Annotated in this window: 22 protein-coding genes; 12 read left to right on the top strand and 10 right to left on the bottom strand. The window is 61.5% G+C overall.

Annotated features, from left to right (window positions below):
- Positions 1 to 143 precede the first annotated feature (143 nt).
- Both ACFVSJ_RS10045 and ACFVSJ_RS10040 read right to left on the bottom strand, forming a co-directional pair.
- Positions 144 to 1,004 carry an alpha/beta fold hydrolase gene (locus ACFVSJ_RS10045; protein ID WP_387436447.1) on the bottom strand — a complete coding sequence of 287 codons (861 nt, stop codon included), beginning with the start codon at positions 1,002 to 1,004 and terminating at the stop codon, positions 144 to 146.
- Between the two features lie 18 nt (positions 1,005 to 1,022).
- Positions 1,023 to 1,430, bottom strand: coding sequence for a hypothetical protein (locus tag ACFVSJ_RS10040; RefSeq protein WP_387436445.1), 408 nt, complete (start codon positions 1,428 to 1,430; stop codon positions 1,023 to 1,025).
- A gap of 216 nt (positions 1,431 to 1,646) precedes the next feature.
- On the opposite strand from ACFVSJ_RS10040, the gene ACFVSJ_RS10035 reads away from it, so the two are divergent.
- Positions 1,647 to 2,582: a LysR substrate-binding domain-containing protein gene (locus tag ACFVSJ_RS10035; protein WP_387436443.1), complete on the top strand. Its 936-nt coding sequence runs from the start codon at positions 1,647 to 1,649 to the stop codon at positions 2,580 to 2,582.
- Positions 2,583 to 2,661: 79 nt separating this feature from the next.
- On the opposite strand, the gene trxA is transcribed toward ACFVSJ_RS10035, so the two are convergent.
- Genes trxA through dnaK form a run of 6 tightly spaced genes read right to left on the bottom strand, consistent with a single transcriptional unit; the run spans position 2,662 to position 9,429 of the window.
- Entirely contained in the window at positions 2,662 to 3,090 is a 429-nt protein-coding gene (trxA, locus tag ACFVSJ_RS10030) for a thioredoxin (RefSeq protein WP_387436441.1), read from the bottom strand.
- On the bottom strand, positions 3,087 to 5,723 hold the full coding sequence (gene clpB / locus ACFVSJ_RS10025) for an ATP-dependent chaperone ClpB (RefSeq protein ID WP_387436439.1): 2,637 nt from the start codon (positions 5,721 to 5,723) through the stop codon (positions 3,087 to 3,089). Before clpB ends, trxA begins: the two co-directional genes overlap by 4 nt.
- Positions 5,720 to 6,034, bottom strand: a complete 315-nt coding sequence (locus ACFVSJ_RS10020) for a chaperone modulator CbpM (RefSeq protein WP_387436437.1) — start codon at positions 6,032 to 6,034, stop codon at positions 5,720 to 5,722. The genes clpB and ACFVSJ_RS10020 overlap by 4 nt, the downstream gene beginning before the upstream one ends.
- Complete coding sequence (locus ACFVSJ_RS10015) at positions 6,031 to 6,984, bottom strand: DnaJ C-terminal domain-containing protein (RefSeq protein ID WP_387436435.1); 954 nt, start codon at positions 6,982 to 6,984, stop codon at positions 6,031 to 6,033. Before ACFVSJ_RS10015 ends, ACFVSJ_RS10020 begins: the two co-directional genes overlap by 4 nt.
- Positions 6,977 to 7,522 (bottom strand): nucleotide exchange factor GrpE, encoded by a 546-nt coding sequence (locus ACFVSJ_RS10010; protein WP_387436433.1) that lies wholly within the window; start codon positions 7,520 to 7,522, stop codon positions 6,977 to 6,979. Before ACFVSJ_RS10010 ends, ACFVSJ_RS10015 begins: the two co-directional genes overlap by 8 nt.
- An 8-nt stretch (positions 7,523 to 7,530) precedes the next feature.
- Complete coding sequence (gene dnaK / locus ACFVSJ_RS10005) at positions 7,531 to 9,429, bottom strand: molecular chaperone DnaK (protein WP_387436431.1); 1,899 nt, start codon at positions 9,427 to 9,429, stop codon at positions 7,531 to 7,533.
- Positions 9,430 to 9,750: 321 nt separating this feature from the next.
- Between dnaK and ACFVSJ_RS10000 the strand changes: the two genes are divergently transcribed.
- From ACFVSJ_RS10000 to ACFVSJ_RS09975, 6 genes are all read left to right on the top strand, one after another.
- Positions 9,751 to 11,367 (top strand): PucR family transcriptional regulator, encoded by a 1,617-nt coding sequence (locus tag ACFVSJ_RS10000; RefSeq protein WP_387436429.1) that lies wholly within the window; start codon positions 9,751 to 9,753, stop codon positions 11,365 to 11,367.
- A 399-nt stretch (positions 11,368 to 11,766) separates the two neighbouring features.
- Positions 11,767 to 12,636 (top strand): S1C family serine protease, encoded by an 870-nt coding sequence (locus ACFVSJ_RS09995; protein ID WP_387436427.1) that lies wholly within the window; start codon positions 11,767 to 11,769, stop codon positions 12,634 to 12,636.
- Between the two features lie 65 nt (positions 12,637 to 12,701).
- Positions 12,702 to 13,274 carry an HdeD family acid-resistance protein gene (locus ACFVSJ_RS09990; protein ID WP_387436425.1) on the top strand — a complete coding sequence of 191 codons (573 nt, stop codon included), beginning with the start codon at positions 12,702 to 12,704 and terminating at the stop codon, positions 13,272 to 13,274.
- Positions 13,275 to 13,557: 283 nt separating this feature from the next.
- Positions 13,558 to 13,821, top strand: coding sequence for a UBP-type zinc finger domain-containing protein (locus ACFVSJ_RS09985; protein ID WP_387436423.1), 264 nt, complete (start codon positions 13,558 to 13,560; stop codon positions 13,819 to 13,821).
- A 24-nt stretch (positions 13,822 to 13,845) separates the two neighbouring features.
- On the top strand, positions 13,846 to 15,576 hold the full coding sequence (locus tag ACFVSJ_RS09980; protein ID WP_387436421.1) for an FAD-dependent oxidoreductase: 1,731 nt from the start codon (positions 13,846 to 13,848) through the stop codon (positions 15,574 to 15,576).
- Between the two features lie 105 nt (positions 15,577 to 15,681).
- Entirely contained in the window at positions 15,682 to 16,791 is a 1,110-nt protein-coding gene (locus ACFVSJ_RS09975; RefSeq protein ID WP_387436419.1) for a hypothetical protein, read from the top strand.
- Positions 16,792 to 16,903: 112 nt separating this feature from the next.
- On the opposite strand, the gene ACFVSJ_RS09970 is transcribed toward ACFVSJ_RS09975, so the two are convergent.
- Complete coding sequence (locus ACFVSJ_RS09970) at positions 16,904 to 17,539, bottom strand: TMEM175 family protein (protein WP_387436417.1); 636 nt, start codon at positions 17,537 to 17,539, stop codon at positions 16,904 to 16,906.
- Between the two features lie 172 nt (positions 17,540 to 17,711).
- Complete coding sequence (locus ACFVSJ_RS09965; RefSeq protein ID WP_387436415.1) at positions 17,712 to 18,023, bottom strand: putative quinol monooxygenase; 312 nt, start codon at positions 18,021 to 18,023, stop codon at positions 17,712 to 17,714.
- A gap of 802 nt (positions 18,024 to 18,825) precedes the next feature.
- Here ACFVSJ_RS09965 and ACFVSJ_RS09960 point away from each other — a divergent pair.
- The 5 genes from ACFVSJ_RS09960 (at position 18,826) to ACFVSJ_RS09940 (ending at position 25,861) form a co-directional block, all read left to right on the top strand.
- The gene (locus ACFVSJ_RS09960; RefSeq protein ID WP_387436413.1) at positions 18,826 to 19,989 is read left to right on the top strand and encodes a low temperature requirement protein A; all 1,164 of its coding nucleotides are present in this window, start codon (positions 18,826 to 18,828) and stop codon (positions 19,987 to 19,989) included.
- A gap of 1,208 nt (positions 19,990 to 21,197) precedes the next feature.
- Positions 21,198 to 21,692 carry a hypothetical protein gene (locus ACFVSJ_RS09955; protein WP_387436411.1) on the top strand — a complete coding sequence of 165 codons (495 nt, stop codon included), beginning with the start codon at positions 21,198 to 21,200 and terminating at the stop codon, positions 21,690 to 21,692.
- 93 nt (positions 21,693 to 21,785) lie between these two features.
- Positions 21,786 to 22,421, top strand: coding sequence for a hypothetical protein (locus ACFVSJ_RS09950; protein ID WP_387436409.1), 636 nt, complete (start codon positions 21,786 to 21,788; stop codon positions 22,419 to 22,421).
- Between the two features lie 826 nt (positions 22,422 to 23,247).
- Complete coding sequence (locus ACFVSJ_RS09945) at positions 23,248 to 24,477, top strand: ATP-binding protein (RefSeq protein WP_387436407.1); 1,230 nt, start codon at positions 23,248 to 23,250, stop codon at positions 24,475 to 24,477.
- A gap of 118 nt (positions 24,478 to 24,595) precedes the next feature.
- Entirely contained in the window at positions 24,596 to 25,861 is a 1,266-nt protein-coding gene (locus ACFVSJ_RS09940; RefSeq protein WP_387436405.1) for a hypothetical protein, read from the top strand.
- Positions 25,862 to 26,250 lie beyond the last annotated feature (389 nt).

Here is a 26,250-nt window from a genome sequence, read left to right as displayed (position 1 = left end):
CCAAACCTTTAGGATGGTGGCGGGGGGCCCCCCGCAATCTTTGGGCTTTTTCCTCTTCTTTTCGTTTGGGTCATGTCGGGGGTGTGGGGGGGGGGGGGCCCCCGCCCCGTCTGGTCGGCACCGACGCCTAAGGCGGGAACCGGTTAGGCCAGGACGCTGGTCTTAGTACGGATCAGGTCCAGGGCCTGACCGAGGTACCCCTTGAAAACCGGGTAGTTCTCGCTCATCGGGAAGTGCCCGATAGCCTTCATTTCGATGAACTCCGCGCCCGGGATCTGGCTGGCGGTGCGGGCTCCGTCTTCAGGGGTGGTGAGGTAGTCGTATTCGCCGGTCATCATGACCACTGCGCATTTGTCGGTCTGGATTCCGCCCAGTTTGCCGCGCAGGTCGTGGTCCACCGAGTAGAAGTACAGGTCACCCTTGAACGCCTCGGAACCCTGCGTGTAGTAGAACCACGTTTTCCAGCGGTCCGCCTCCGGCGATTGGGGGGCCATGAGGTCCCAGGTGCCGCTGCCGCACACCTGAGCGGCGTTGGCGTGCGGGTGCTGCCACCAGTCGAGGTAGAACCCCGGTGAGTAGTCTGCCCCCTCTACGGGGATGACGGCGGCGAACCTCTCCGGGGATCGGTGGGCGAGCTGCAGCGCGATGTTGCCGCCGAAGGAGGATCCCATGAAGATCGGGTCAACCAGTTCCAGTGCATCGACAAGAGCGATGATGAAGTTGGCGTAGTGGTCCGCGCTGAGCTGGTACTCCTCGGTCCACCACTCCGTGTTTTCAGGGGGGTCCGATTTGCCGTGGCGGGGAAGATCGTAGGCGATGACGCGGTAGTTGGCGGTGATCTCCGGGTCCTCCAGCAGGCCGCGCCACTGATGGTTGTGGGCTCCGGCGGTGTGCTGGCAGACCAGGGGCTGGCCTTGGCCGTTTTCGAGGTAGAAAACCTTGTATTCAAGGCCGTCCACGTCGACGGTGACGTAGTGGCCGGTGACGGGGGAAATTTTACTCATGTCAGTAACTCCTATGGTCTAGACGGGTGCGCCGGTGGAGCGCAGCAGTTCGATCTGGCGGGTGATGCAGCGCACGTTCTGCATCAGGACGAGGACCTCGCCTTCCAGCTTCATGTCCCGCTGGAAAGTGGCGGCCCAGATGCCGTGGTACATGGGAGCGGGGACGGCCTTGCCGAATTCACACCAGGTGTGGGCGCTGGCCCGGATGGCGAACTGGTAGGGCACCTCAATGGGTCCCGGGTCCACGGAAATCTGGGCGATGGTGCCAGATACCACCCGGACAACAAAGGTGTGTGTCTCCATGTCCAAGAGGTAGGAGCAGGTGAAGTACTTTCCGTGGGCCTGGATTTCCGGGTCCTGGTTGTTGGCCTCAGTGAAGCTCTGAACCCAGGATTCTACGGAAGGGGCACGTGTTGCGACCGTCATGTCATTGTTCCTCTCGTTGGACTCGCGGAGGGTCGGGCTTCTCTGCCCGAGCCTCGGAAGCGTGGTTCCTGGAGTGCTTGGTGGCTATCTCCGTTGGCAACCCTTCGCTGTTTCCATTGCAGCCCCCGCAACCCCGACCGGTCCAATACCTGTGCCCTATCCGTCAATAGGCCGAAACTATTGGACCCCGATTGTGGCGGAGCCTACAGTTGAACGATGCAGCAGCCACAGCTAGACCTGCGCGTACTGCAGTACTTCGTCGCCGTTGCGGAAGAACTGCATTTCGGGCGAGCCGCTGCGCGGCTCCATATCGCGCAGCCATCCCTCAGCGTGCAAATACGGAAGCTTGAACATGCCCTGGGCACTCCTCTGCTGCTCCGGACCAGCCGCAGCGTCTCCCTGACCAGTGCCGGGGATGTCCTGATGGGTGAAGCCAAGCGTCTTCTGGCCGCCGCCGAGCGTGCCGTTTCGCTGACGCGTGAGGTGGCCAGCGGGGTGCGGGGCACCCTCATAGTCGGCTTTCAGGCCAACGCGGCTGCCGAGCTCACGCCGCGGATCCTCTCCGCTTTCAAGAACAACCACCCGGAAATCCACGTCCAGATGAGGTCGTTCGATTTTGCCGACCCCACTGCGGGGTTGGCCGACGGAAGTGCCGACGTGGCATTTGTGCGGCCGCCCCTGCCCGCGGCTGACTGGCTCGCCATGGAGACACTGTTCATTGAGCCGCGCGTCCTCGTAGTTGCCAGCAGTTCCCGCTTTGCCGGGCTGTCCGAGGTTTCCGTGGAACAGGTCGTTGATGAGTCCTTCGTCGCCCGCAAGGCTCCGGAAAAATGGCGGGATTTCTGGCTCGCAACCCAGGCCCGCGGAGGACAGCCGGTCCGTATGGGCACGCAGGTCGCTACTGTTGACGAGTGTTTCGAAGCCATCATGGGTGAGCGGGGCATCGCATTCACGCAGGCATCCACCCAGCGTTTCTATGACCGTCCGGGGCTATCATTCATACCGGTCAGGGACGTCCCGCCTTCTCCGCTGTCCATTGCATGGCGCACGGATGTCAACGACGGGCTGGCACATGAGTTCGTGGAGACCGCCCGGACCTTGGCCTCCTTCGGAGGGGTACCGAACCTCGTCGACTCCCGTCGGGCTGCTTAGCTATCCTCTTCGCCCCAGTCCAATTGGCGCACTGACTGTGCCAATGCACAAGCCGCCCCCCGTCGTCCGCTGTTTTGTGTTACTTCGTGAGTGCATCTTCCAGCCAGGACCTCAGCACGGGGGCGGGAGCTGCCCCGGCCTGCCTTGCGACGATCTTGCCGTCGACGATGACTATCAATGTGGGCACCGCCTGTATGGCGAACCTGGCGGAGAGCTGCGGCGACTGGTCCACATCGACCTTTACGAGCTTGATTTGTCCGGCGCGTTCGTGCGCCAACTGGTCCAGCACGGGGCTCACCATCCGGCAGGGCCCGCACCAGACCGCCCAGAAGTCCACCATGACCGGAACGCCCGACCTTTCGGCGATTTCGCCGAAGTCGTCGTCGCCCGCTTCAACCACCCAGGGAAGCTCCCGGTGGCAATTCCCGCAGCGTGGCCGGCCCTCGGCGGCGGCTGGCACGCGGTTGGACTTGCCACAATGGGGACATTTGATGATGGCCTTGTTCATGCGGTTCCAGCCCCCTCCAGCTCCCTCTCGCTGTAGTCAACCACGAGTTCCCCTCCGGACGCGGTCACCGTGACCACTCCGCCTTCGGCGATACTGCCGCGCAGGAGGGCCCGGCCCACCTCCGTTTCCACCACACGGGAGATAAAGCGGCGCAGCGGTCGCGCCCCGTAGATCGGATCGAAGCCGCGTTCGGCTATCAGTTGGCGTGCCCCCTCGGTCAGGCGCAGCTCGATTTGCTGCTCGGCGAGCCGCTGCCGCAACTGGTGAAACTGCAGGTCAACGATGCGCTCGATTTGCGGCAGTCCCAAGGGTGCGAACAGGACGGTGTCGTCCACGCGGTTGAGGAACTCGGGACGGAAATGGCCCCCGAGCTCCCCCATCACCAGGCTCCGTGCCTGCTCGGTGACCGTTCCGCCCTCAGTGGAACCCTCAAGGAGATATTGGGAACCGATATTAGAGGTCATGATGATCACGGTATTGCGGAAATCAACGGTGCGGCCCTGCGAGTCGGTAACCCTGCCGTCGTCCAGGACCTGCAAAAGGGTGTTAAAGATGTCCGGGTGGGCCTTTTCCACCTCATCGAAAAGCACCACCGAGTACGGCTTGCGGCGCACGGCCTCGGTGAGCTGGCCACCCTCGTCGTAGCCGATATAGCCCGGAGGGGCACCCAATAGCCGGCTCACGGTGTGGCGCTCCTGGTACTCGCTCATGTCCAGCCGGATCATCGCGTTCTCACTGTCGAAAAGGGCAGCGGCAAGGGCCTTGGCGAGTTCAGTCTTCCCGACGCCGGTCGGCCCCAGGAAGATAAACGAGCCGATGGGCCGACGCGGATCCCGTATACCGGAACGTGCGCGGATGATGGCATCCGTAACCGCACTGATTGCTTCTTCCTGACCGATCACACGGGCGCGCAGGATCTCGTCCAAATGCAGGACTTTCTCACGTTCGCCCTGCTTCAACCGTGCCACCGGTATGCCTGTCCAGGCCGCGACGATGTCGGCGATCTCATCCTCCGTCACCACCTCGCGCAGCAGGCGTTTCTCCCCCTGTTTCGCGGTCAGCCGCTCCTCCTCAGCGGCCAACCGCCGCTCGAGGTCGGCAATCCTGCCGTAACGCAGTTCCGCCGCCCGGTTGAGGTCATAATTCCGCTCAGCTTCTTCAGCCTCCTGCCGCGCCCGCTCCAGTTCACTGCGGATTTCCTGCAGCTTGTGGATCGCCTGGCGCTCGGATTCCCATTGGGCCCGCTTCGCGTCGGCCTCCGCGCGCAGGTCCGCCAATTCACGCCTCAACTCCTCGAGCCGGGTCTTGCTTGCCGGATCGGTCTCCTTGGAGAGAGCCGCCTCTTCTATCTCAAGCCGTGTGACCCTCCGGGTTAGCTCATCCAGTTCCGCCGGCATCGAATCAATTTCCGTCCGCAGCCGGGCGCACGCCTCATCCACGAGATCGATGGCCTTGTCCGGAAGGAACCGGTCAGTGATGTACCGGTGGGAAAGGATGGCAGCAGCGACCAGAGCGCTGTCCTGGATCCTCACGCCGTGGAAGACCTCCAGCCGTTCCCGCAGCCCGCGAAGGATGGATATGGCATCCTCCACATCGGGCTCCTCAACGAGGACCGGCTGGAAGCGGCGTTCCAGGGCCGCGTCCGACTCGATGTGTTTACGGTATTCGTCGAGGGTGGTGGCTCCGATCATGTGCAGCTCCCCGCGGGCCAGCATTGGCTTGAGCATGTTCCCGGCGTCCATCGACCCCTCGGAGGCGCCTGCCCCGACGACGGTATGCAGCTCGTCCACGAAGAGCAGGATCCTGCCTTCTGCAGCCAGCACCTCGGCCAGCACCGCCTTCAGCCGCTCCTCGAACTCGCCACGGTACTTGGCACCAGCCACGAGGGCGCTCAGGTCGAGCGAAAAGATGGTCTTGTTCTTCAGCCCTTCCGGCACATCTTGCCGCACGATCCGCTGGGCCAGCCCCTCCACAATGGCGGTCTTGCCGACTCCGGGCTCGCCGATCAGCACCGGATTGTTTTTGGTTTTGCGCGAAAGTATCTGCACGACCCGTCGGATTTCCGCGTCTCGGCCGATAACCGGATCCAGCTTTCCGGTGCGGGCGTCCGCCACCAGATCGCGGCCGTACTTCTCCAGTGCCTCGTAGGTCTGCTCCGGCGTTGCCGAGGTGACGCGCTGGTTTCCCCTGACCTGGGTCAGGACCGACAGGAATGCCTCGCGGGTGATGCCGTGATCGGCCAGCACCCTGCCGGCCGCCGTGGACCGGCCTTCCTCCGCCAGCGCGACCAGCAGGTGTTCCACCGAGACGTACTCGTCCTTGAGGCGCTTGGCTTCACGTTCGGCGGTATCCAGGAGTGTGCCCAGCCTGCGGCTCACGTACACCTGGCCCGGTGCCGCCCCCGGGCCGGTGATCTTTGGCTTGCGCCTCAGCTCGGTTTCAACGGCAGCCCTCAACTCATCCACATCCACCTGCATGCCCACGAGCAGGCGCGGAACAAGGCCATTTTCCTGCTCCAGCAGGGCCAGCAGCAGGTGTTCGCCGTCGGTCTCAGTGTGCCCACTGCGTTGGGCTATCCGCTGAGCCTCTGCCAAGGCCTCCTGCGACTTTTGCGTCAAACTCTCCATGTTCATCGTGAACCGGTCCCTTCGACCTGCGTGATTTCAACCAGTCGTCGTTCAAGCGAGTCAACCCGCACCAACAGATCGAGTACCAACGGAATTGCCGCGTAGTTCAGCGACAGCTCTGAATGAAGTCTCATGACGCGGGCTATGAGCTCCGGAGCCCGAGGGCTGAACCAGGGCCCGCCCGAGGCATCGCCCAACGGCCGGATCAGATCCAGTTCTACGAATCGCATAACGACGTCGGGGTGTACGCCGCTGCTGCCTGCCACCGCCTCGAGATTCAGGCGCCACGGATAGGCGAGCGGATATTCTCGGCTCATAGAAGGCCCTCCCTCGGGTGAAAGTCGGATACATCGGCAAGCTGCTCGTATAGCTTGCGCACCTTACTGCTCAGCCGCGGGGGCACCATGACGCGGATCTCCGCGTAAAGGTTCCCCGGCTGGCCCCTCGGGTCGGGCATTCCCTGGCCTCGAAGCCGAAGTCTGCGCCCGCTGGAAGACCCCTCGGGAACGGTGATGGTGACCGGTCCCGCAGGCGCGTTGACCTTGATCTTGGCCCCCAGAGCTGCTTCCGACGGCGTGACGGGAAGGTCGAAGTGAATGTCCCGGCCCTCGAGCCGGTATCTGGCGTCCGGCTGGATGCGCACGGTCAGGAAGAGATCCCCCGGCGGACCTCCGTCACGGCCACCGGCGCCCTCCCCCGCCAAGCGGACACGCTGACCGTCCAGCACGCCGGGGGGCACCTCGACGTCATAGTTCCGCGTTTCGCCGCCCGGCTGGGCCAGGCGGACGGTGCGCCGTCCGCCACGAATCGCCTCTTCGAGGGTCAGCCGAAGCTCGGCTTCATGGTCAGCACCCTGGGCCCGGCCCCCTGCCTGTTGCCGGAACCAGCCTCCGAGCAGATCCTCCCAATCGACGTCGCCTCCCATATCGACGTCGGCGTTGCCGTACCCGCCGCGTCCCGGGTGCGGGCCAGGGCGCGGGCGGGGCCGCGGGCCGCCGGAACCCCACTGCCCGCCGCTGCCCCCCGGGCCGGAGCCGCTGCCGGCGTACTGCCGGTAGTCGGCGCCGAACCGGTCATAACGCGTCCTGGTCTCGGGATCCGACAAGGTGTCGTAGGCCTCGCCTATCTCCTTAAACTTGTCGGCGGCATCCGGCTCGCGGTTGACGTCCGGATGGTATTTTCTTGCGAGTTTGCGGTAGGCGCGCTGGATTTCGTCGGGCTTCGCTGTGCGCGGTACTCCGAGAACCGAGTAGTGATCCTTAGCCACGGTCCGGGGTCACCGCCCGGCTCACCACGACGGCGGCGGGCCGGAGAGCGTTTTCAGGGCCTCCGTAGCCAGGACGCAGCACGCTTACTAGGGTCCCGGGGGGAACGTCGTCAGTTTCCACCACGCTGACAACCTCATGGAAGCGGGGATCGAAGGGGACGTTCTCGGCGTCGATCCGGGGGTAACCCAAACGGGCCAAGGTATCGATGGCCTGTTTCCGGATGGAGGCTATGCCCTCCACGAGCGGGTCCTCCGCCCCCGCCGGTGCGTGGGCCAGGGCCAGTTCGAGATTGTCCAAAATCGGTAACCATGCCAAGGCAACCGCGGCGCGCTCCTGGGCCCGTTGCTGGGTGCCGTCGCGGACGGCGCGCTTCCGCAGGTTGTCGTTGTCGGCCAACGCGCGACGCCACTGGTCCTCCATCTTGGCCAGCGCTTCCGCCTGGGCTGCCGTTCCTGTTTCCTTTTCATCGGGTGCGGCCGCGGCTGCCGCGTCACTTCCTGGATGGGCCTGTTCAGCCGGCCCTGCCTGGTCGCTCATGACCACTCCTAGCCACGATCGAATTCTGCATCGACTATGTCATCGTCATCTACGGCGTTTGACGCTCCGGATTGAGATGCGGCTCCCTGGGCCGCCCCTGCACTGGCCGCGGAGGCAGCCGAGGCACTCAGCGCTGCCTGCAGTTGCTGAAGCTCGGAGATGAGTTCCCTCGCCGTGGACACCTCAGCCTGGTTGCTGACCGCATCGCGTGCCTGTCCGATCAGCAGTTCCGCCCGGGCTTTGTCGTGCGCCTGGAGTGCGTCACCGAGTTCGTTCACCGTCCGCTCAACGCGGTAGGCTACCGCATCGAGCTCGTTGAGGGTATCGATCCGCTCCCGGTTCTGCACATCCTCGTTCCTGTGGGAATCGGCCTCTGCAATCATGCGCTCGACTTCCTTGGCGTCGAGGTTGGAGCCTTCACTGATGGTGATGCCCTGCTCCTTGCCCGTGTCCTTGTCGCGCGCGGTGACGTTCAGGATGCCGTTGGCATCGACGTCGAACGTGACCTCCACTTGCGGTTCCCCGCGAGGCGCCGGCCGGATATCACTCAGCTGGAACCGTCCCAGCACCCGGTTATCCGCCGCCAGCTCACGCTCGCCCTGGAGGACCACTACGTCAACGGCGGGCTGGTTGTCCTCCGCTGTGGAGAAGACTTCACTGCGCCGGGCGGGGATGGTCGTGTTGCGTTCGATGATCTTGGTCATGACGCCGCCGCGGGTCTCCACACCCAGGGAAAGCGGTACAACATCCAGCAGCAGGACGTCGGACACCTCGCCCTTGAGCACGCCGGCCTGGATCGCCGCACCGATGGCCACGACTTCGTCCGGATTGACGCTCATATTCGGCTCTTTGCCGCCCGTCAGCCTCCGCACGAGGTTCTGTACCGCAGGAATGCGAGTGGAGCCGCCCACCAGAATCACTTCGTCGATGTCATTGGCCGTGACTTTGGCGTCCGTCATCGCCTGCTGCACCGGCCCCATCGTGCGCTCGACGAGGTCGTGGGTAAGGTCCTCGAAGACGGACCGCCGAATGGTGCTGGTCAGGTGCTTGGGGCCCGTCGCGTCAGCCGTAACAAAGGGAAGATTGACCTGCGTCTGGGCAACCGAACTGAGTTCAACCTTGGCCTTCTCGGCCGCTTCGAACAGGCGCTGCAATGCCTGGGGGTCCGTTCGGAGATCGATGCCGGACTCCTTCTGGAAGTCATCGGCGAGGTAGTCGACAAGCCGGCGGTCAAAATCGTCGCCACCGAGGTGTGAGTCGCCCGCGGTCGAGCGGACCTCCACTACCCCGTCGCCGACGTCCAAGAGGCTCACATCGAAGGTTCCGCCGCCCAGGTCGAACACCAGCACGGTCTCATGCTCACGCTTGTCAATGCCGTAGGCCAGGGCCGCGGCAGTGGGTTCGTTGATGATGCGCAGGACTTCCAACCCGGCAATCTTGCCCGCGTCCTTGGTCGCGGTGCGCTGTGCGTCGTTAAAGTACGCGGGAACCGTAATAACGGCCTCCGTTACCTTCTCGCCCAACTGCTTCGCGGCGTCGTCCACTAGCTTGCGGAGGACGAGCGCACTCACCTCTTCGGGTGCGACCTTCTTGCCCTGGACCTGAAAACGCGCCACGCCGTTGTCGTCCGCCACGACGTCGAAACTCACGGCCTTGGCTTCATCCGAGATCTCATCATAGTGCCGGCCGATAAACCGCTTGGCCGACGTGATGGTTCCCTTGGGGTTCAGAATCGCCTGCCGCCGGGCCAGTTGCCCCACAAGGCGTTCACCGCTGTCCGTGTACGCCACAACTGACGGAGTGGTCCGGGCTCCTTCCGCGTTGGGTATGACGCGGGCTTCCCCGCCTTCCCAGACGGCGATCACCGAGTTGGTTGTTCCAAGATCAATTCCTACTGCTTTGGCCATGACTCGCTCCGGTCCTAGAGGGCGCGTTCCTGTCCTGCGGCGACGAACGCCCGAAATTGCACTGCATGATTCCGCCCCCTGTCCTGGTGGGCCGTGAGGCTCAAGGGCTGTGTCATGGGGCCTTACAGGTTGAGTCTGCCCCGTGGAGGGGAGCGACGGCATGGCCCTCGAGGGTCCAAATATGCTCCAGGGCATTGACCTAGCAGGATAGTGTCCGCCGGCGTAGTGTCGAAGATAAGGGATCATCGGGGATCCGCCGCCGCCCATCTCGCCCACAGACGTGGCCCTCAGCTGCGGACATAGAACTGGCAGGTAACCTGGATGCTCGATCGACTAAGGGCCGAGGAGACTCTTGGCAAGGCCGTACGATCTGTTTCTGCACTGGAATTCTGCCATGTGGCCGCTTTCTATCTAGTGGTGGACGGTCATCTGCTTCCGGGCCCGAACCGGGCACCGCCCGCCCAGGACCCCGATGTCCGCCAGCTCGAAGGCAGCGCCGCCGAACTTCCCATCACGGGGCCGGGTTGGCGGTACGCGCTCTCGACCTTTGACGACGGCGGAGAACTGAACGGGTGCCTTGTCCTGCATGCCCGCACAGCTCCGAGTCCGGCGCAGATGATCGAGCTACGCGCAAAGGCCCGAGCAACTGCCCCTGGCGCAGTCGAGGAAGCGGCAGGAGCACACCACCAGGAGCACACGGCCCTGCTACCCGCCGCCCCGAGCGTGGACGATCGCCTGCGTATCCTCACCGCTACGGTACTGCAGCTCGAAACCCGAACGTCGATCCAGAACGCCCTCAATGGCACTCTTACAGCCCCCCTCGGACAAATGAGCTCCCGGGAGTCCCTTCTGGCAGAAGTGCTGTCAGTGCTGACGGGGCGCCCGGTCTGCACTGAGGACGGCTTCGGCAACATCCGCGCCGCCGCCGGTACCAAATCCGGGCATCCCTATTCCCGGCCCAGTGCGGCCGACAGGGCCCGGACGGTGCAGCTCTGGCACGCCTTCGGACTGCCGGTGCAAGAACCCAGAGGGCTCGTGGCGCTGGTTCTGCCTGACAAGGACGTGCTCGGGGCAGTGTGCTTGGTTGAGGACGGCAGGCCCTACACGGCCGACGACGTCTTCGCCCTGGAGTATGGAACGCGGCTCTTGCAGGTCGAGTTGTCGCACCGCCGCAGCGTGGCCCAGCTGGAACTGAAACTGGGCGGCGACCTGGTGCATGAACTGGTGTCGGGAATGGATGAAGAGACCGCAGCCGTGCGTGCCGGGGTGATGGGATACGACATCACAGGTCCGCAGCACGTCATCGTTGCTCAGTGGCAACCGCCAAGAACCGACGATACGATCGTGGTCGCCCTGCGCAGAGCGCTGCGGGAACTGCAGACGCCTGCCCTCGTTTCCCGGCGTTCGGACATAACAATTGCCGTGGCTACCGGAGATCCGCTCGATACAAAGCTCTTTACCGTTGCGGCAAGGACTCTGCATAGCGCCACCGGAGCAGTGGGCATCGGAGGTCCGAGCCACGACGTCACGCAGCTCCCACGCTCTTACGAGCAGGCCCTGCGTGCGCTGCAGATCCGGGTACATTCCATCGACCCCTACGGGTGCACGCGCTACGACCAGCTGGGGATCTACCGCATCCTTGACATGCCCGGCAGCGAAACTGAGCTCTCCGACTACGTCGCGGAGTGGCTAGGTGCACTGCAGAGCAACGACGCCCGCCGCAGCTCCGATCTGGTGCACACCTTGGCGCAGTACCTGGATCATGGCGGCAACTACGACGACACCGCCGACAGCCTTGCCATTCACCGGAGCACGCTGCGATACCGGCTAAAGTCCATCCGGCAGATCACCGGCTTAGACCTTGCTGACCCCGAGACCCGCCTCAACCTGCACGTTGCCACGCGTGCCTGGCGCCTACGATCCGCACGGCAGCGCTGACGGCTTGGATCACGCTGAAGCTGACGCGCGCACCAGCTGCCTGCGCTTGGACCTGGGGGACTCAAATTCGGGCAGTCTTTGGGCGTCGCGGGGCCATGCAGGCACAACGGCGGCGGAGGAGACTCAGACTGGTACATGTCGCCGTAGACATCCAGCGAAGGCAACGGGGATCCGATGAGTATGAGCAGAACAACAGCCGCCGAGGGCAGGGCCTCGCACCCGTCTCCAGGACGCAGGAGGGCGTGGGCCGCCATTCTCGGCACGGGGTTGCTTATATTCGGATCAGCGTGCACAGGGTCGCCCCCGGCTCCGGCATCACAATCCGCCAGCGCTGAGGGTTCCAATTCCACGGGGGACCTTTCAGCCGTTCCTGGGATAGTCAAAGAGGTCGAACCCTCTGTGGTCACGATCCAGACATCAGGCGGCGTCGGCAGCGGAGTGGTCTACCGCAGCGACGGCACCATTGTCACGGACGCCCACGTGGTGGAGGATCAGCAAAAGAAGCCGTTCAAAAGCATCCGGATCCGCTTCGCCGACGGATCTCAGGCTCAGGCCACCGTCATCGGAGTTGACGACCCAACCGATGTGGCGGTGGTGAAGGCTGACCGGGACAACCTTCCGGCCGCCAAGTTCTCGACGGCGCTTCCCGAAGCTGGACAGCTGGCGGTTGTTATTGGCAGTCCGCTGGGGCTGGAGCAGACCGTCACGGCGGGCATCGTTTCCGCACTTCACCGCAATATGCCACCGTCAGAGGGAGCACCGCAGGGGCTAGTCGACCTCATCCAGACGGACGCGCCCATCTCCCCGGGCAATTCCGGCGGAGCCGTGGTCAACAGCAACTCGGAGGTCATCGGGCTCTCAGAGGCCTATCTGCCGCCCAGTTCGGGCGCCGTCTCGATCGGGTTCGTAACTCCCACGGCGACCGTGATCGATGTAGCGGACCAGATACTGAAGAGCGGGGTGGCCACGCACGCGGTCCTTGGGATTATTCCGACCGACATCTCTCCTGAGGTCGCAAGACGCTTTGGCCTCGCCACGACATCGGGCGCGCTGGTCATCGAAGTCGCCCAAGGAGGACCGGCAGCCAAAGCAGGATTGCAACCCGGAGACATCATCACCCAGTTCGACGGGCAGAAGATCGACAGTGTGACCGACCTTCTGGCCGCCCTACGCAAAAAAGACCCGGGACAGCAGTCCGATGTCGAGTTCCAGCGCGGGAAAGACACAAAGACCGTGAAAGCCACTTTGGGGAGCACAGGAAAGGAATAGGGCTGTTCGTACAGCCCGACCATCAAAGTCACGAATAACCCATTTCCAGAAACAGAGGTCTGGCCATGTCTGACGCATTCACGAAAGAATTACATAAGGGATCAGGAAACACGTTGATTATCAGGGGCATCGCAGCCGTCCTGTTCGGAATTTTGGTTGTCGTCTGGCCCGGCGTCTCCATACTCGCACTGGTGATCCTCTTCGGAATATACGCATTCATTGACGGCATCACGAACATCGCGCACTACGTCAGGCACAAGGGGCGCCGGTCCGCTTGGCAAATAGTGGGCGCGGTCATTTCCGTGCTCGCAGGTCTCGCCGCCTTCTTCTGGCCGGGCATCACCGCCCTTTCGCTGGCGCTCATCATCGGCGCGTGGGCCGTCATTCTCGGTGTCTCCCAGATAGCACAGGCCTTCGAAGTAAAAAAGACCGACGAACAATGGTGGCTCTGGCTGATCACAGGCATCGTCACCACTCTCTTCGGCCTCTTCCTGGTCATTCTTCCCGGCGCAGGCATACTTGGTCTCCTGGGGCTGCTCGCTTCCTTCGCGATTCTGTTCGGAATACTTCTGATTGCCACCGGAATTGACCTGCGGAGGAGGGGTGAAAACCCCATGGGAAAGCTCGCTGCGGGCTAGAAGAATTCCCACGTCCAGTTTCACTACTTGGGCGCTTACGCCAGCGGATTACATTCCGGAACAACGACGACGGCCCAAGCGTCCCGCCGTCGGGTTACCTGCCCCGCGCGGGTCTGCCCAACACATCACTTCACTGGCAAACCAATGAGCCGGGTACATTGCCCGGTGCCCGGCTGCCCGCGCTGGTCCGGTGTTTTCAATTCCGCCGCACAATGCCGACGGCACACTCAGTGCGGGCTTTTCCGGAGGCCGATTTCACGGCCGGAGCGAGGTAGGAGCCAACATGATTCCTGGAATTCGTGATCCGCATCTCGGACAGATCCGTCCGGTTCGCGTGCGCACACCGCGGGGCTGCGAGGAATGCCTGGCTTTAGGCACTCCCTGGGTGCACCTGCGTTTGTGTCTGACCTGCGGCCACGTGGGGTGTTGTGATTCCTCACCCATGCGGCACGCCCGGGCTCACGCCACTGAATTGCATCCAATCGTTCGTTCCCTGGAGCCCGGCGAAGACTGGCGCTGGTGCTATCCCCATGAGGCATTTGTCTAGGACGCGGAAAGGTGGAGCCGACTGATGGAACCTGTCACGGACTCGACTCTGATCGAAACACCGGATATCTCCGGCGCCTATCCACGGCTCAGCCAGGCCCAGATCGAATTGCTTAGCCGTGCCGGCACCAGACGGGATACCTCCGCCGGGGAAGACGTCATACACGAAGGAAACATCGACGCTGACTTCTTCGTGATTCTGCAGGGTAAGGTACTGGTCGTGGAGGGGCTGCACGCCGACGGTGAAGGACAGCCTGCTGGGCCGGGCCGCGGGACGCGGATCCTCGAAGTTCACGGTCCCGGACGTTTCCTCGGGGAGCTGGGCCTGGTCGAGGGGCAGCCGGCCTTTGTCAGCGCAGTGGTAGCCGAGGCGGGAGAAGTGCTCCACATCAGCGGGGACGATCTGCGCCGCATGGTTTTAACGGACGCCACGGTTGGTGAGCCCATCCTGCGGGCATACCTTCAGCGCCGGATCCTCCTGATCAGCGCAGGCGCGGGCATCCGCATCGTCGGGTCCCGTTTCAGCCGTGACACCCTTCGGCTGCTGGATTTTGCAGCAGCCAACCGCCTGCCCCACCGCCTGGTCGATCTGGAGGATGACGAGCAGGCACAGGCGATCCTGGACCGGGCTGGGATCCTCGCCAGTGACCTGCCGGCGGTGGTGCTGAACGCTTCGCATGTCCTAAAGAACCCGTCCAAAGCGGAACTGGCCCTTGCCTTGGGCCTGCGGGCGGTGAAAGAGCATTCTGCCTCGTACGACCTTATGGTGATCGGGGCCGGTCCGGCCGGTCTGGCGGCCGCGGTGTACGCGGCGTCCGACGGCTTGTCGGTGGTCCTCAAGGAAGGGCATGCGATAGGTGGGCAAGCCGGCACGTCACCACGGATTGAGAACTTTCTCGGCTTTCCCTCCGGAATCTCGGGTGGGGAACTCACTGAAAGGGCGATCATGCAGGCCCGAAAGTTCAAAGTCCAGGTCAACGTCGGCTGCCAGGCACGCTCCATCACATTGCGGGACGGTGAATTTCGTGCCGAGTTCGACGAGAGCGGTCCTGCTTCATCACGTGCCGCGCTCCTCGCCACCGGGGTTCACTACCGCCGCCTGCCAGTCCCCCGGCTGGAGGAATACGAGGGAATCAGCGTCTTCTACGCCGCCACTGTCCATGAGGCCAGGCTCTGTGGAACGCAGCCCGTGGCCGTCGTCGGTGGCGGGAACTCCGCGGGCCAGGCCGCCCTTTTCCTGTCTGGTATGGGAACACAGGTGCGGCTGGTGGTGCGCGGGGAGGACCTCCGGGCGGACATGTCGGGGTACCTCGCGGATCGAATCGAAGAGCACCCCGGCGTAGAGGTACTGCTGGGGGCGAACATCGTGGGCCTGGTTGGTTCAGACACCCTCGAACGTATCGTCGTAGATCTGAATGACACGGGCGAACAACGGAGTTTCCCCTCGCGATACCTCTTCATTTTCATTGGAGCCAAGCCGCACACAGAATGGCTGCAGGATACCCTGGCCCTGGATGACCACGGCTTTGTTCTCACTGGGGCTGACCTCGAGGACTTTCCTGCCGGGTTCAGCCACCTGGGCCGCAGGCGGCTGCCCTTGGAAACCAGCGTGCCCGGCATGTTCGTGGCCGGCGATGTCCGGCATGGATCGGTGAAACGCGTAACGGCAGCCGCCGGTGAAGGCTCAACAGCAGTGGCAATGATCCACGAGCACCTGCGCCTCCTCCGGGATGGACCGTCCGGTGCGCGTCAGTGAAGGACAGCACGGCCCGGCCTTGACCGGCCGCATAGTTCACGTCGACGGCTGCATCCATTTTTGCCGGTCGAAGACCATAGACACATTGAACCGTAGGAGGCCGGGGTGCCAGAAAGTTCAGGTGACGCGCCTTCTTCCGGTGACCGCAAGTTGGGGGTGCTCGCAGAGCCGGAGGTCACCGCCGAGTTTGCCGAGCGTAACGGCCGCGAAGTGGGCCATCTGCTCAACCTTGCCGACGAACGCCACAACTGGTCCGTTGTGATCGAGTACCGGGACTTTACGGCTGGCAATGGGTTGACGCCGATGTTGGACTCTTTGGTGAAACACCGGGTCCGCCGTTCATGGGATGTCATGGTCTGCCTGACCGATCTTCCGATTCGTCTTGACGGCCGGACTGTGGTCGCGGAAGTTGCGCTTGGGGAGCCGATCTCCCTGGTTTCTTTGCCCGCGCTCGGCGCCGTCAACATCGACCGCCGGGTCCGCGCTGCCGTCACCGACCTCGGCTGGGCGATGCATCGCCACTTCGATCCCGAGGATGACGCCGGGGAGTTCGGTCCACCCTCACTGCACCAATCGCGGCGCGTTGAGACCGCGGTTCTTGATGAGGGGCCGATTGGGTTCCGCTACCTGTCAGCAACCCGTCTCGGGCGGGGTCGGTTGCTGGCAGGCATGCTGCGGGCGAACCATCCCTGGCGGCTGGTCTTCGGATTAAGGAGCGCAATGGCCGCAGCGATCGCCACAGGCGCCTTTGCACTTGTCACGGACACCATCTGGCAACTCGCGGACCTGCTGGGGGCGCCGAGATTGACGCTACTGACGGTCCTTTCGATCAGTACGATGGTGTTCTGGATCATCACCCAGCACGATCTTTGGGAAAGCGCGCGTCGAGACGGTCTCCTCGAGAGATACAAGGCTTCCCTCTACAACACCTCTACGGTGTGGTCCTTGACGATCGGCGTCGTTATCAGTTACGTCCTGCTATTCGTCGCCGTGCTGCTGGCAGCGGCCTTCACCATTGACGACGGTCTGTTGGCGCAGACCCTGCAACACCCAGTGTCCGTTTGGGACTTCGCGGAAGTCGCCTGGATGACGACATCGGCGGCGCTCATCGGTGGTGCGTTGGGCTCGGGATTCGAGTCAAAGGATGACATTCTTCGGGCGGCGTACGGCCAACGGGAACGTCATCGTCGCCAGTCTGTGGATGCAGGCGAATAGTCCGGCCTTCATGCGAACTGGGGGCGGCTCCGGTGGCCTTAAAGAGCATTTTCCGATGGGTGCATTTTAAACGTGATTTAACACCTCGGCGGCTCATGCCTGCCGTTTTAGCCTACACGCCGCGGAGGAAGGTTGGCCGATGCTCGAACCCATGGCTGGTGAGGCCGTAGAAAACGGGCAGGATCACGAAAATCACCGATGCGACCAGTGGATGGACGAGAACACCTACCGTTCCCGCCGCAAGGTACAGCACGACCCCGGCAAGGGCACGCGGTCGCTCGCGTGCGAAGTAGGAATCCTCCACCTCGTCCTCGGTGAGCTCGGGATGCCGGGCCAGGTGCGAGAAGAACACCAGCCACGACAGGCACAGCAGCGCCCCGACGAACGCGTACAGCGCGACCGCGACCCGTTCGTCGGCCAGATTGTCCGTCTTGGCGGTATCGATGATCACAGCTGTTGGCCACGGTAAAAGCGCGAGCGTGGCGAGGATTCCGAGGTTTGCCCAGTGCAGGCCGATGTCCATCTCCCGGATGCGGGAGAAGGCGGATTTATGGTTGAGCCAGATCACGGCCAGGTAGATGTAGGAGGCCGCATACGCCAGGTATGTCGGCCATTGACCCAGGAGCCCGGCCAGCAGCCCCCCGGGCTCGGTCTCCGGCGGCGTGAGCTCAAGGACCAGGAGCGTGATAACGATCGCGATAACGGCGTCGCTGAACGCCTCGGCACGGCTCGTGTCCCAACGTGTCACCGTCTGCTCCTACGCCTGCGCATGAGGTGGCCCTCCTGCCCGGCGCCCCGGGCTACCAGGCGACGTCTGAGGAAAGCCGTGGCCAAATATCGTGCCAGAGCCACGGGCGACAGACGGTAGATGGACGTGGGAAGGCAGCATCGTGGTGCTTTGACGGCGGGGTGGGAGACCTCTATCCGCTTTCACCGGGCAGCTTGTACGCGAGCACGTCGACGTGCTGTATGTTCGGTTCCGCGCTGAACAGCTCTCCTCCCTGAGCGGCAAGTGCTTGCCCGACGCCCCCTGATAGGTGGGTCCGGCGGGCGTCGTCATCGGGGAATACGTCGAATACCCCGAACGTCGACTCGTCGAACTGGAGGGCGAACCAGGCGCGCGTACCCTGCTCCTGTTCGACGACGGAGCGCGCGCTGCGGAGGAAATCCGCGACGTCCTTCTCCTTGCCGGGCTTGGCCTTCAAGATCACCGACAATGCAACCTCAATCATGCACCCTCACCCGGCCCGAATTGGCGGAGTTCATACTGCACGACAGTTTTCATGGCGAGTCCCCTTGGAACGGTACTGCGTTGGGATGGTGCGGACCGAACTGGCCTCGTGGCACCTCCTCAACCTATCGAGGGAGCGGCGCGACGCACTGCCCAGTCTCCCAGTGATCGCCGGTCACCACAAGAGACGATTCCTTCTGCCAGCGCCAGTGGATGAAGGCGACAGTGCCGAGGCACGGCACCTGGTGGGCAGGTGCTGTCGCACAAGGTTAACGGCGCGTGGCATCAAGGGACTCGATTGCAGCGGACAAAGTTTTTCGCCTATGGTGCCTGGCCAATCACCGGCAATGTCGATTCCCTTGCGCCGACACGGGGTCGATCCCCACTTCCCTGGAACTGGGAAGCCCCCGACCGAGATTTGTGCGTGGGTGGCCGAATCTTCCGCGTTCGCGAGGGCCGCACGCGTTCTCGACGCCGCCCGTTCCGCGCTGCGGCGGGCGGATCCGTTAGCCTGAGTGGGTGTGATCAGGATGCCGACGAGCGCTCGTTCTACGGCGTTGCGGGCGAAGGCCGGGGTGAGCAAGGATGTCGGCGCTGATGGCCGGGGTGTGAGGTTCCCCGTTGTGCGCCATTAACCAGTTCCGGGTTTCGGCTCTGATCAGGGGCCACCACCCTTGCATCTTCGCGGGTGCACCCTCCCACCTCTCCGGCGAGCGTCCCCTTGACTTTCCTGCTGACCGTCGTCAGTCTTGTCGACAACAGGAGGGGGCATCCGTCCGCTACTGCTCCAGTGGAGGAAACTGATGTTCCGTGCCAGGTCGCTGAAGCGCTCGGCGACCTCCGGAGAACCGGTCACGCGCATTGAGCTATTCTTCGATCTGGTCTTTGTCTTCGCGCTAGCGCAACTGTCCCATCATTTGCTGGAATATCCCTCCTGGGTGGGGGCCGCTGAGACATTTGTGCTTCTTCTTGCGGTCTACAAGGTGTGGGTGTACACGACCTGGTCGGCGACGTTGCTGGACACCTCGCGGCTTGAGGTGCAGTGGATGCTGCTGATCGTCATGCTTGTCACACTGTTCATGAACGCCTCAATCGGCTCGGCGTTTGGCGCCTTCGGATGGCTCTTCGCTGCGAGCTATCTCCTGGTCCAGCTGGGCCGGGGTGCGTGGATGCTCACTGCCGGACTTGACGGCACTACCCACAATCATTTCGTGCGCACGCTGATCTGGGGGTTTATGAGTGCACCGTTTTGGATTGCCGGCGTCTTCTTCGGTCCGGGGCCCCGCTTGGTGTTCTGGGGTGCAGCTGCCGCGATCGATCTGGGCGGCCATATGCTGGCGCACCGGTTGCCGGGCCGGAAAACCGAAGGAAGCCGGGTCCCGCTCCCGGGAGAGAGGATCTTTGAGCGGTTCGGGTTGTTCTACCTGATCGCGCTCGGCGAGACAATCCTTTCGACCGGCCTGGCGATTTCAGGCAATCTGGAGGACCCTTTGATATTTCTGACCGGGGCCATAAGTCTGGCCGGAAGCGTCGCGATCTGGTGGTGCTACTTCCATGGTCTCGAAAAGGAAATTTTGGAAAAGCTTGCTTCTGTCGATGATCAGTTCCGGCCCGGCATTTTGGCTGGCAACACGTTGGTTGTGTTGCTGGCGGGCCTGATCCTGGTGGCGGTTGGTGATCAGCTTGTGATCAGCGCGCCGGCCGCCCGCCCCGATGCGTCCACCATTCTACTTCTGTTCAGTGGGCCGGGTCTCTTCCTTGCCGGCCGGGGCTTCTTTATTCGACAGGTACTGGGCCTACGCCACCCATCTGATCTCATCGGCATTGGAGCCTTGCTGGTGTTCGCTGGTGTGAGCCTTCTCCTGCCCGCCTTCGTTGCCGCCATGGGGGCCGTTCTTCCACTCATCGGCGTGGCAGTTTCCGACACCGTGAACCGCCGCCGCCGAACGCAAGAGGCAGCACGCTGACGGACTATTGGATGCCAGGGGATTTACCCTGGGCCAGCTTTGACAGCCCACGCAACGGCATCACGCTTTGATTGGCATCGTGACCAGGCAAGCTCGCGAATACACTCCCAGGTCTGGTACGTCCAGCGTTGTCAACACGTTAAAGCAAAAAACCCTCTGACGAGGGAATATGCCGTGCCCGAGGTGGGACTCGAACGCGATTCCAGGCCTTGCTACTGCTGGGAAGTGCTGGAAACATGCGGAATCCGGGACAGTCCGGCCGCTGTACGGGCCAGTCCGCGGCGAAAGGTGTGCACTTTGTGCACACCTTCTTTTGGCCAAGGGGTTGGCCGTCGCGACCACATCTTCGACCGCGGGAAGCCAATACCCATTTGAGAAGGCGGCGCATACAGGTTGGCCGTCGGCAGCGTTGGTTAGAGCCGAGCAACACATCTTCACCAGACTCCCTCCTTTCGGACTTTCATCTCGGCTCGACGCAGAGCCAACATGACTTGGACAACCTACTCCGAGGAACTGCCCGATACGCCAGCGCCGGATTTTCCGCAATATTGACTCGGGAAGCTAGAGATGCGACAGAACCATATGCACCGCTGTGTCCCGCACTAACCATGGAGGATCCGAACCCGCTTACGGTGCATCTCATCGCCGCAATCGCTTCACCGCCTGTGCGTAATAGAGGTTGAGGACGTCAAATGTGATCAACCGCCCTGAGCCGCCCTACTTGCCATCGAAGCTTAGTAGTGGACCTTGTCCACGACGTTCATATCTTCCACCCCGCAGCTACGGTGATAAATAATAGGAACGCTGCGCCCAAGATTATCGATCGGCAGAAAGGTGCATTCCACCGTCATGCCAGTGAGGCGAATTGATTTAACGGTGAAGTTTGGACACGTGTTGATCACCTTATCTAATGTCCTTGCTATGAGCCAAGAGATATGGGGAAATTAGTTTTATCCTCCAGAAAGCGGCAGGACTTATTCACACCTAACCTTCCCCTATTTGCACAACCGTCTTAGACAAAGGCCAATCATGGCGGAGTAAATGAAAATCCCGGCCCGCTGGTTTGTTCGCCTATCTCCACCGGGGTTCTCTGCGTCTTACTTCGTCCACAGGCGCCGGTAATATAGCTTTCAACCAAGTTGCGCTGCTGGGGAAAGCTGGCTGGGCTCTTGTTCCTCGTTCTGCTTGCACCCTAAGGAAGCACGTCCATGCCTACCGAAACCACACCAGAAGTAAAACCTCCGGCCAGCCGGAACAAGTTGCTCATTATCATCGGCGGGGCCATCGTCGTCCTACTGGCCATCATCGCCATCGCCGTTTCATCCCAGGCCATCAGGGCGGGCAACGAGGCCGAAGCCAAGTCCAGCGCGGAAGCCAGCGCCAAAGCCATGCTTGCGGCGGCGGACGAGGCGCAGAAGGTTATTGACGACCAGCTGGCCGAGGATGCTAAGAGCGCCAATTACGTATGCGAGCAGCGGCTGTTGAAGGTTCACCCGACCGCCACCGTCCAGGCCGGCAAGACCAAGTCAACCTACAAGAAATCAGACGGCAGCTGTGACACCGTCGGCGCGTATACCGACGCCCCCAAGGGCAACACCATCCCGATGCAGTTCAAGTGCTCCTCCATCAAGCAGCCCAATAGCACGACTTGGAACGTCTTCTTGAGCAATGACGGACACGGCGACCGGATCCCGGGAACCTGATAAGTGAGACCGATGCGGGCCAAGTGGGCTGAACCAACCGTCCGGACTATCAAGATTCCAAGCGTTCAGACCCTGTTGTTGATTCTGCTTTTGGTGGGATCAATTGCAGCCATTGTTTGGGTGTCCATCGTCGTCCAGGGAGAGACGCTAAGTCCTCTTGCCAATCAACCGCCGGCGCAAGGACAGGAAGGGCCAGCGGCCTGGCTCAGCGCCTGGTCGACGTTCGCGGGGGCCGTGGCTACTACAGTGGGCGCCCTGCTGACCGGAGGGGCACTCCTAATTGCAGCTCTGACCTATCGCCGTCAGGTAGCGGATAAGCACCGGGAGGCAAAAGACAAACGTGAGGAACAGGCGGGAAAAATTATCGTCCGAGTGGTGCGGCGTATGAATGGCCAGTCCTTGGTAGATCTTAAGAATCCGACCAGCTTGCCGATCTTCAAATTAAACCTTTACGCGATTGATGAGGATGGGAAGGTCATCGACGCGCAGCCACTCTCTAAAGAGGTAGTTGTGGGAGACTACGAAGGCCACCTTTTCGACGACTGGTGTCGAGTTCAAAGCGCGTATGCGGAATTTACTGACAGTGGCGGGGTGGCATGGATTCGTACTTCCAAAGGGACGCTGGTAGAGAAAGGGAAGGAGCCAGAAGACTTCGACCCCAGGGAAATGTGGCAACCGGGTGATCTAATGCACACGTGGGAGACGTGGTACGGCCCTGCTGGCAAGTGACGGTCCAATTTGTCTCAGGCAACTGACTGGGTCAGTTGGGATCCAACGTCGCCGCGGCTAGGGGCACTTTGGGAGCCCACTTCCCGCCCCTTTCCTGATCGAAACATTCAGTGAGTCCGTCGCTCGATCCTTGCTGCCAACCCCTGAGACCTCCCGGCGGAAGAATGGATTCCCTGGGCGCGCGTGCATCGCTTGGAACGGGACAGAGTTCACACTTGGTCGGCAAACCTCGGGGCATGACGAACCAACCCGCACCTCTACCTACATCTGCGTGCAACCAGCCGCGCTCTGGGCAGGACATGGGCGGCGCCAGCAAGCTCGGGTTCTCCGCAAATTCCGATCCCCGCAGTAACCGACGCCAGTGCTTCCCGTCTCGCGGCAGTACTTATTCAGCTGTGGCTCGAAACTATTTTCGTCAACGCTCCAAATAGGAGGTTCAACTCATGACCAACAGTCTTTCTCTGGCGACCTTCGCTCGGGTCATTTCGTTGACGGAGTCGATGGGACGCCCTTTCCATCGTGCAGCCTGAGCACGAACCCTGTGTAGGGCCAGTTCTGTCCATCACTTACGTCAGAGGCGTTGAGCTATTCTCAGCAACGACAAGCCGCTTCGAAGGGGAGCCTCCGTCGTCGCGTATATTCCAGGACAAGGTGTTGTGAGTACAACGCACCGAGCAGAAACTATCAGCTCCCAAGCACATCGATTATCAACTTAGTCCAAGAATTGCTATAACTGACATATGGGGTCCAACTTACGATTTTCGAATACTCAATTGTGCCTGCACGACCTGTCCGCGACTGACAACACTCCCCGGGATGAGGCTTAGTGGTCACCGTTGACGAAATCTCCGTTTCTACCGGTCAGCTTGTCCGTATTCGAGCCATCATCGATGATCCGCATGGAGCCGTTATCGAATACGAGAACGGGCTCACAGGAAAAATATCCACGAAGGAGCCACTGCCGTATAAATCCGGCAGTATACTTCTTGTATCCGGAAACCAGGCCTCCCTCGTCCCTGAATCCGCATGGTCTGAATCCACAAGCATCGCGGTCGTGCGACGCATCCTAGATGATGATCGTGTACTCATCGACGCCAGCGGAAATCTCAAAGTCGTAGCAACAAGAGTTAGTGTCACTCCCGGAAACACCGTTGAGTTTGCACCGTTCAGTGGAATAACCAAGGTCCTTTCCGAGGATCCTATCCGAACTCAAGATACACTATTTGGCGATGATGCAGGTTCTAAGTACAGGTTGCCTACTGGCGACAGCTCACTGTCATTTGCCAAATTCGGTGGATACAAGCACGTCGTAGAGCGCGCAAAATTACTTATCGAAACTCAGCTCAACGACAAAGAGCGCTTGGAGAGTATCGGCGCTCGACCCATTAAGGGCGTGCTACTTACTGGGCCACCTGGTACCGGCAAGACTTATCTAGCCCGAATTATTGCCAAAGAGTCCGATGCGGCGTTCTACCTAATCAGTGGGCCGGCCGTACTCAGTAAGTACGTTGGCGACAGCGAAGACACTCTGCGGAGTATTTTTGAAGATGCCTCCCGTCAGGAAAAAGCCATCATCTTCTTCGACGAGATCGACAGCTTGGCTTCCCGTCGTTCCAGCAGTTCTCATGAGCACTCCAAGCAGCTCGTAGCTCAACTCCTCACGCTTCTCGACGGATTCGATAAGTCAGGCGGCAACATCGTGGTCATTGCCACTACCAATCGAGTCGACGACATCGACGAAGCGCTGCAGCGACCCGGGCGGTTCGACTGGGAGATTGAATTCGGTCTACCAACCCTTGAGGACCGCCGCGAGATCCTTCGCGTCGGGGCGGAGGATCTTCGAACCGCAGACAACCTGCCCTTGGAGGAGGTCGCTCTGCTTACTGAAGGATGGTCGGCCGCTCGCCTGTCCTCGCTTTGGAGTGAATCAGCGCTTCTCTCTGCAGCCGACATGCGCTCCAGGATTACGAGCGAAGACTTTGTAATCGGCTACGACCGCGTTGCATCACGCCCGGTCCGAACAGCAAAGGAAAGAGGTGACGGTAAGGATGCCTAGTCATAAGCCGCGGTGGATCAAGAGGGCATGGGCGTGGCTTTCTAGGCCGGCTGCCTCCTTATGGCGTTGGCTTTGGGCTTGGAAACGAAAGAACAAGAAGCACCCATCAAGCGTTCCGTTGCGCGAGTTTGTCTATCTCGATGAGATGACGCTCCGAAGCCTGCTCGCGTCCCAAGATGGTGAGGAAAAGGACCAGGTCACTCGGGCAGATACGTATGCCGAGCAGGTAGAACTGAATAGCAAGATCACCGGTTCGAACCTGGCGCTTAAGGCTGAGGTTGGCTCTCGCTTCCAGACGACGAGTACCCAGAATGTTCAGACCACGCGTAAAGCAATCGTGCAGTCACGATTCAGAGATTTTCTCGGGCTCGTTGAAGATCAGCTCGTGCTGTCGGTTGAATCCGGGCGGTCGAATGAAGTCCAAACGTCATCTGAGACGAAACTGATCAAGCACACAGCATCGCGGAAACCTGTCGCGCTCCCTCGTGGTTCACTTCTCGAAGTCGAAGTCGAGCTCTCCGCCGATCCCATCTACAAGATGAGCGCGATGTTCACAGAGATCGCCGAGATCTCCAAGGACTCTCCGGGGTTGGTTGCGAACCCCGGAACTGCAAAGACCATTGGCGAGATCGACCCTGCAAACAAGATCCTTCAGCGACTCCTCGTAGGACTCGTGCCCATCCGGGCCCACGTCGTAAGTCACGTCGTTGTTGTCGAAGATGGTGTTGAGCTGATCGTTCCCCGAAAGCTTGCCGAACACTCCAAGCTCCACGGCCTGCCCATCGAAGTCGTTGGAGTCACAGAACAGCAAAGCTACTGGAAAGACCTCCGTCGCGTCCTCTTTTCCAACTCCCGCTTTACGATGCTCTGTCGAGTCGGCAGGAGCGGGCTGCAGAATGAATGGATGCCTGTCAAGCTGCAAGGCCTTTTCCACGAGATCAGCCCAGAACTGTCCCGGCAGATCGGGGCGATTGGCAGTATCGACCTTGCAGCCTCACAACCGTCCGGTGACGCCACTGCGGCACACCGTATATTCAGTGCCGCCCTGACCAGTTACGCAAAACAGCTGCTCTTGCAGCACTGTCCGAATCTGAAGGCGCGCAAGACCACAGAAATGTACGACTTCGTAACAGCACTAGATGTCACCGATGTATCGGCATCTGCGCAGCGCTCTGCATTCAGAAGCATCGAAGACTATTTCAAGGACACTCTGGAGGTCAACATTCCGTCGGACGAGGCATCTGTCCATCGTGAACGCGTTCGAAGAGAGACCGGGCTTGGGCTGCTCGGGATTGATTCACCGGCCGCAACCAATCCTCCATCCATTGATCGGCCAGAGTCTTCTCGACTGCTCGACACGGAGATTATCGCCATCTACTGGTAGGGCCGTTCTCGCTTTGCCGCCGTCAGCTTTGCGAGCGGGAAAGCGAGGCACCCTGCCAAGAGTCACCCAGTATGACCAGTTTCAACGACACCCACCCTTGCAGGACATCTAGGTAGAGCCGCCAGCTCGAGTCTTTCAGCGCAGCTGGCGCCCAATCAGCCACGACAGATCCTCATGTTGTACAGACCAGAGGACTTCCCGAGCTTTGCCGAGTTCAAGAAGTACTTGAAACTCACCCATCCAGAAAGCCGGGCCTGGTCCATGTGCTCGGAATTCTCATAGTCATCCTCGACGCCGACGCGCAGCTAAGAATGACGTCTGACCCGGCGCGGACGAACTAGATCTCGGACACATTGAGCCGGGCCGCTGCCCTCCTTCGTTCGAACTAT

This window comes from Paenarthrobacter sp. NPDC058040 (genome assembly GCF_042885775.1).
In the GTDB taxonomy this organism is placed as follows: domain Bacteria; phylum Actinomycetota; class Actinomycetes; order Actinomycetales; family Micrococcaceae; genus Arthrobacter.
The sequence above is the reverse complement of the archived record's forward strand: the minus strand, read 5'-3'. Positions and strand labels throughout refer to the sequence as shown.

Bases quoted from the DNA above. Each gene is read 5' to 3' on its own strand.
- ACFVSJ_RS09955 (WP_387436411.1), top strand. From the start codon at position 21,198: ATGCCTACCGAAACCACACCAGAAGTAAAACCTCCGGCCAGCCGGAAC.
- trxA (WP_387436441.1), bottom strand. From the start codon at position 3,090: ATGAACAAGGCCATCATCAAATGTCCCCATTGTGGCAAGTCCAACCGC.
- ACFVSJ_RS10045 (WP_387436447.1), bottom strand. From the start codon at position 1,004: ATGAGTAAAATTTCCCCCGTCACCGGCCACTACGTCACCGTCGACGTG.
- ACFVSJ_RS09985 (WP_387436423.1), top strand. From the start codon at position 13,558: ATGATTCCTGGAATTCGTGATCCGCATCTCGGACAGATCCGTCCGGTT.
- dnaK (WP_387436431.1), bottom strand. From the start codon at position 9,429: ATGGCCAAAGCAGTAGGAATTGATCTTGGAACAACCAACTCGGTGATC.
- ACFVSJ_RS10040 (WP_387436445.1), bottom strand. From the start codon at position 1,430: ATGACGGTCGCAACACGTGCCCCTTCCGTAGAATCCTGGGTTCAGAGC.
- clpB (WP_387436439.1), bottom strand. From the start codon at position 5,723: ATGAACATGGAGAGTTTGACGCAAAAGTCGCAGGAGGCCTTGGCAGAG.
- ACFVSJ_RS10010 (WP_387436433.1), bottom strand. From the start codon at position 7,522: ATGAGCGACCAGGCAGGGCCGGCTGAACAGGCCCATCCAGGAAGTGAC.
- ACFVSJ_RS10035 (WP_387436443.1), top strand. From the start codon at position 1,647: ATGCAGCAGCCACAGCTAGACCTGCGCGTACTGCAGTACTTCGTCGCC.
- ACFVSJ_RS10000 (WP_387436429.1), top strand. From the start codon at position 9,751: ATGCTCGATCGACTAAGGGCCGAGGAGACTCTTGGCAAGGCCGTACGA.
- ACFVSJ_RS09965 (WP_387436415.1), bottom strand. From the start codon at position 18,023: ATGATTGAGGTTGCATTGTCGGTGATCTTGAAGGCCAAGCCCGGCAAG.
- ACFVSJ_RS10020 (WP_387436437.1), bottom strand. From the start codon at position 6,034: ATGAGCCGAGAATATCCGCTCGCCTATCCGTGGCGCCTGAATCTCGAG.
- ACFVSJ_RS09990 (WP_387436425.1), top strand. From the start codon at position 12,702: ATGTCTGACGCATTCACGAAAGAATTACATAAGGGATCAGGAAACACG.
- ACFVSJ_RS09960 (WP_387436413.1), top strand. From the start codon at position 18,826: ATGTTCCGTGCCAGGTCGCTGAAGCGCTCGGCGACCTCCGGAGAACCG.
- ACFVSJ_RS09980 (WP_387436421.1), top strand. From the start codon at position 13,846: ATGGAACCTGTCACGGACTCGACTCTGATCGAAACACCGGATATCTCC.